Origin of the sequence: Dactylosporangium sp. NPDC050688, assembly GCF_040654515.1 — a bacterium.
Lineage (GTDB): Bacteria > Actinomycetota > Actinomycetes > Mycobacteriales > Micromonosporaceae > Dactylosporangium.
On the sequence record NZ_JBFAIC010000152.1, the window covers coordinates 1 to 4904 of the forward strand.

Here is a 4904-nt window from a genome sequence, read left to right on the forward strand (position 1 = left end):
CCCCCGGGCTTCCCGGGCCGCCGAGGTTCCAGGGCGAGCAGCCCTGGCCGCCGGAGGCACGCTCCGGGTCGTAGGGCCGGAGGCCCTACCCGCCGAGGCAGAGCCTCGACCCGGAGAGCCGGCACGACCCGAATCGCCGGGACCATCGACGGCGAGGTGCCACAGCGCGGACGTCCGGGCTGCAGAAGGGCCGAGTGTCCGCTAGTCGCCGCCGGTCCAGCGGTACCAGTTGCCGCCGAGGGGTCGGAACCATGGCGAATCGACCATGGCGGTCTCGACGTCCGCGGTTGGCCCGCCGGGCAGATAGGCGAAGCCGGCGGCGCTGAAGAGGTCGCCGTGAGCTTCGTAGAAGATCGCGCCACCGGGCACCCAGCCAGCTTCTGCGATGGTGTAGAGACCCAACCGGCGCGGTACGGTGAATCTTTCCAATGCGCTGCCTGGTGGTGGAATCGGGTGTCCGGCGACGACGGCGGCGAACGCGCCTCGGCTGGCCGCCCACCGCGTCTTGATCGGCGCGCCGGTGCAGAGCAGGACCAAGGTGAGTACGCCGATGACTGGTCCGATCAGGAACCATCTTCTCGGCCTGCCGGTGGTGCTGGCGACGTAGATGGTCCAGCCGAGCCAGAAACAGCCAACAAGCACGGACGCGCAGCCGCCGGCCGCGAGCAGGGACAACTGGCTGCCCGGGTAGCTCACGGACCAGAGCACGCCACCTGCCGCCGCAACGACGATCAGGTGGAATGCCCAGATCAGCCGCCGGTCAGGTCCAGCCTTCGGCGCAGCGTCGTCGCTTGTTGCGGTGTCCGACATGGTGACATCCTGCCGACCCGATCGGGCTCGGATCGAGGGCGCGCACTGAATCTTCACACGGGTTCGTCAGCCGACGCAGTGTGACCCGACGTGGCCCCGGTGCTCCAACGCGGAGTGTCGGGGCTTCGGCGTGTCCAGCCCGAGCGGTGCGCAGCGGCCCGCCAGGGCCGCCTTGAAGACGTATGGAAAGTACTCACCAATAGCGATGGTCGCGGCATGTCTGGCACGGCAGAGCCTTCGCAACGGCTACTCTGCCTGCGCGGACATGAGGACCTCCACGAGTGACCCGTAAGGAGTGAACGTGGCCCGATCGCTGAAGCTAAGTCTGAGCCTGAACCTAGGCGTGCTTGTCCTCGCGGCGGCGGTAATGGGAACCGTACCGTTGTCAACGGCGACCGGTGGGGGGCACGACAGCACGGCCCTGCAACTCGCCACCGACCAAAGTTCAAAGGAATACCCCAGCATCAACCTTGTAAGCAAGCCCGCACCTGCAAGCGCGAGCGCGAAGGTTAACGCTCAGGAAGCGGTGCATCGAACCAAGGATCTGGGGTTCAGTACCGAAATGATCCCCGGGTCCCCCATTGTCGAACTACGGTTGATATCGGAGAAATACAACGATCCGACATTAACCCGTGACTACTTCACCGATCGACTAACCTGGGTCGTCACTTATAAAGGATCGAGAGTCATCGTTCATGGACCGTTAAATCTCGACCCGAGTGTCCGTAGGCAAGCGACAGAAAACCTCAGATGCGAAGTGGTCTTCTTCATCGATGCTGCCACGGCCGAAGCCTATAAGGGAGCTCTCCAAACCTGCTGACCGCGACGCCGTGGCAGATCGGCCATGCTGCCGTCGTCGCTGCGTTCGATGTGGGGTCGACTCGGGGGACACCACGCGATCGAGGGCTGGCGACTAAATTGGCGATCGCCCGGACAGTGAGTGTTAGCGCTCGTTGAGCAGGGCCACAATCTGCTCACGAAGGTATGGTGCAGCAGCGACTGTGGCGCGTGATTCGGCTGTGTGGTCGCTGCCGTCGTCATCCATGACCACGGCGCCTGCCTCACGCGCAATGACTACTCCTGCACAGGTGTCCCATGGGTTGTTCGACAGCATGATACTGCCGCCGATCTTCCCGGATGCTACCCAGGCCAGATCGATTGCGGCCGAGCCGAACATACGCACCCTTTGGACTCGGGCGGACAGCTCGGCGGTGATGCTCAGCCGCCGTTTGTTGCGCTCCGGAGCTGTTGGGCCTAGGGCATAGTCGCCGATGGCGATGACGGCCTCATCGAGAGAGTTGACCTGAGAAGCGCGAATGGGTCGGTCATTCTCGAAGACACCCTCACCCTCGACAACGGTGTAGCGGCTGCCGCCGTGGACGACGAGCGGATCGCGAAGAACCCGTGCATAGCCCGGTCGGTCAAGCAGCCCCGGCCGGAACAACGCAAGGTCGTCCCGTGGGACATGACCACCGTCCTGGCGATCCGTGCAGGTCCCGGCTCGGTACCGCCTCGCCGTCGACCTGGGCGCCGGTTGCGGAGTGCGGCAGGGGGAGATCTTCGGACTCGCGGCCGATGACCTCGACCTCGACGGTGGCTGGCTCCACATCCGCCGCCGATCCAAGTCGTGCCCCGGTCGTCCGGACGACCGGGGCACGACTTGGATCGGCGGCGGATGTGGAGCCAGCCACCGTCGAGGTCGAGGTCATCGGCCGCGAGTCCGAAGATCTCCCCCTGCCGCACTCCGCAACCGGCGCCCAGGTCGACGGCGAGGCGGTACCGAGCCGGGACCTGCACGGATCGCCAGGACGGTGGTCATGTCCCACGGGACGACCTTGCGTTGTTCCGGCCGGGGCTGCTTGACCGACCGGGCTATGCACGGGTTCTTCGCGATCCGCTCGTCGTCCACGGCGGCAGCCGCTACACCGTTGTCGAGGGTGAGGGTGTCTTCGAGAATGACCGACCCATTCGCGCTTCTCAGGTCAACTCTCTCGATGAGGCCGTCATCGCCATCGGCGACTATGCCCTAGGCCCAACAGCTCCGGAGCGCAACAAACGGCGGCTGAGCATCACCGCCGAGCTGTCCGCCCGAGTCCAAAGGGTGCGTATGTTCGGCTCGGCCGCAATCGATCTGGCCTGGGTAGCATCCGGGAAGATCGGCGGCAGTATCATGCTGTCGAACAACCCATGGGACACCTGTGCAGGAGTAGTCATTGCGCGTGAGGCAGGCGCCGTGGTCATGGATGACGACGGCAGCGACCACACAGCCGAATCACGCGCCACAGTCGCTGCTGCACCATACCTTCGTGAGCAGATTGTGGCCCTGCTCAACGAGCGCTAACACTCACTGTCCGGGCGATCGCCAATTTAGTCGCCAGCCCTCGATCGCGTGGTGTCCCCCGAGTCGACCCCACATCGAACGCAGCGACGACGGCAGCATGGCCGATCTGCCACGGCGTCGCGGTCAGCAGGTTTGGAGAGCTCCCTTATAGGCTTCGGCCGTGGCAGCATCGATGAAGAAGACCACTTCGCATCTGAGGTTTTCTGTCGCTTGCCTACGGACACTCGGGTCGAGATTTAACGGTCCATGAACGATGACTCTCGATCCTTTATAAGTGACGACCCAGGTTAGTCGATCGGTGAAGTAGTCACGGGTTAATGTCGGATCGTTGTATTTCTCCGATATCAACCGTAGTTCGACAATGGGGGACCCGGGGATCATTTCGGTACTGAACCCCAGATCCTTGGTTCGATGCACCGCTTCCTGAGCGTTAACCTTCGCGCTCGCGCTTGCAGGTGCGGGCTTGCTTACAAGGTTGATGCTGGGGTATTCCTTTGAACTTTGGTCGGTGGCGAGTTGCAGGGCCGTGCTGTCGTGCCCCCCACCGGTCGCCGTTGACAACGGTACGGTTCCCATTACCGCCGCCGCGAGGACAAGCACGCCTAGGTTCAGGCTCAGACTTAGCTTCAGCGATCGGGCCACGTTCACTCCTTACGGGTCACTCGTGGAGGTCCTCATGTCCGCGCAGGCAGAGTAGCCGTTGCGAAGGCTCTGCCGTGCCAGACATGCCGCGACCATCGCTATTGGTGAGTACTTTCCATACGTCTTCAAGGCGGCCCTGGCGGGCCGCTGCGCACCGCTCGGGCTGGACACGCCGAAGCCCCGACACTCCGCGTTGGAGCACCGGGGCCACGTCGGGTCACACTGCGTCGGCTGACGAACCCGTGTGAAGATTCAGTGCGCGCCCTCGATCCGAGCCCGATCGGGTCGGCAGGATGTCACCATGTCGGACACCGCAACAAGCGACGACGCTGCGCCGAAGGCTGGACCTGACCGGCGGCTGATCTGGGCATTCCACCTGATCGTCGTTGCGGCGGCAGGTGGCGTGCTCTGGTCCGTGAGCTACCCGGGCAGCCAGTTGTCCCTGCTCGCGGCCGGCGGCTGCGCGTCCGTGCTTGTTGGCTGTTTCTGGCTCGGCTGGACCATCTACGTCGCCAGCACCACCGGCAGGCCGAGAAGATGGTTCCTGATCGGACCAGTCATCGGCGTACTCACCTTGGTCCTGCTCTGCACCGGCGCGCCGATCAAGACGCGGTGGGCGGCCAGCCGAGGCGCGTTCGCCGCCGTCGTCGCCGGACACCCGATTCCACCACCAGGCAGCGCATTGGAAAGATTCACCGTACCGCGCCGGTTGGGTCTCTACACCATCGCAGAAGCTGGCTGGGTGCCCGGTGGCGCGATCTTCTACGAAGCTCACGGCGACCTCTTCAGCGCCGCCGGCTTCGCCTATCTGCCCGGCGGGCCAACCGCGGACGTCGAGACCGCCATGGTCGATTCGCCATGGTTCCGACCCCTCGGCGGCAACTGGTACCGCTGGACCGGCGGCGACTAGCGGACACTCGGCCCTTCTGCAGCCCGGACGTCCGCGCTGTGGCACCTCGCCGTCGATGGTCCCGGCGATTCGGGTCGTGCCGGCTCTCCGGGTCGAGGCTCTGCCTCGGCGGGTAGGGCCTCCGGCCCTACGACCCGGAGCGTGCCTCCGGCGGCCAGGGCTGCTCGCCCTGGAACCTCGGCGGCCCGGGAAGCCCGGGGG

Annotated in this window: 6 protein-coding genes; 3 read left to right on the forward strand and 3 right to left on the reverse strand. The window is 64.9% G+C overall.

Annotation, left to right across the window (positions count from 1 at the left end):
• Positions 1–201 precede the first annotated feature (201 nt).
• A complete protein-coding gene (locus AB0H83_RS51440; RefSeq protein WP_360111271.1) occupies positions 202–810 on the reverse strand; it encodes a hypothetical protein in 609 nt (202 codons plus the stop codon).
• A gap of 301 nt (positions 811–1111) precedes the next feature.
• Between AB0H83_RS51440 and AB0H83_RS51445 the strand changes: the two genes are divergently transcribed.
• Positions 1112–1630: a hypothetical protein gene (locus AB0H83_RS51445; RefSeq protein ID WP_360111274.1), complete on the forward strand. Its 519-nt coding sequence runs from the start codon at positions 1112–1114 to the stop codon at positions 1628–1630.
• A 123-nt stretch (positions 1631–1753) separates the two neighbouring features.
• Here AB0H83_RS51445 and AB0H83_RS51450 read toward each other — a convergent pair whose 3' ends face one another.
• Positions 1754–2254 (reverse strand): inositol monophosphatase family protein, encoded by a 501-nt coding sequence (locus tag AB0H83_RS51450; RefSeq protein WP_360111277.1) that lies wholly within the window; start codon positions 2252–2254, stop codon positions 1754–1756.
• 396 nt (positions 2255–2650) lie between these two features.
• Here AB0H83_RS51450 and AB0H83_RS51455 point away from each other — a divergent pair, with 396 nt between their 5' ends.
• Positions 2651–3151: an inositol monophosphatase family protein gene (locus AB0H83_RS51455; RefSeq protein ID WP_360111277.1), complete on the forward strand. Its 501-nt coding sequence runs from the start codon at positions 2651–2653 to the stop codon at positions 3149–3151.
• A 123-nt stretch (positions 3152–3274) separates the two neighbouring features.
• Here the strand turns inward: AB0H83_RS51455 and AB0H83_RS51460 are convergent, their stop codons facing one another.
• Complete coding sequence (locus AB0H83_RS51460) at positions 3275–3793, reverse strand: hypothetical protein (protein ID WP_360111274.1); 519 nt, start codon at positions 3791–3793, stop codon at positions 3275–3277.
• A 301-nt stretch (positions 3794–4094) separates the two neighbouring features.
• Between AB0H83_RS51460 and AB0H83_RS51465 the strand changes: the two genes are divergently transcribed.
• The gene (locus tag AB0H83_RS51465) at positions 4095–4703 is read left to right on the forward strand and encodes a hypothetical protein (RefSeq protein ID WP_360111271.1); all 609 of its coding nucleotides are present in this window, start codon (positions 4095–4097) and stop codon (positions 4701–4703) included.
• Positions 4704–4904 lie beyond the last annotated feature (201 nt).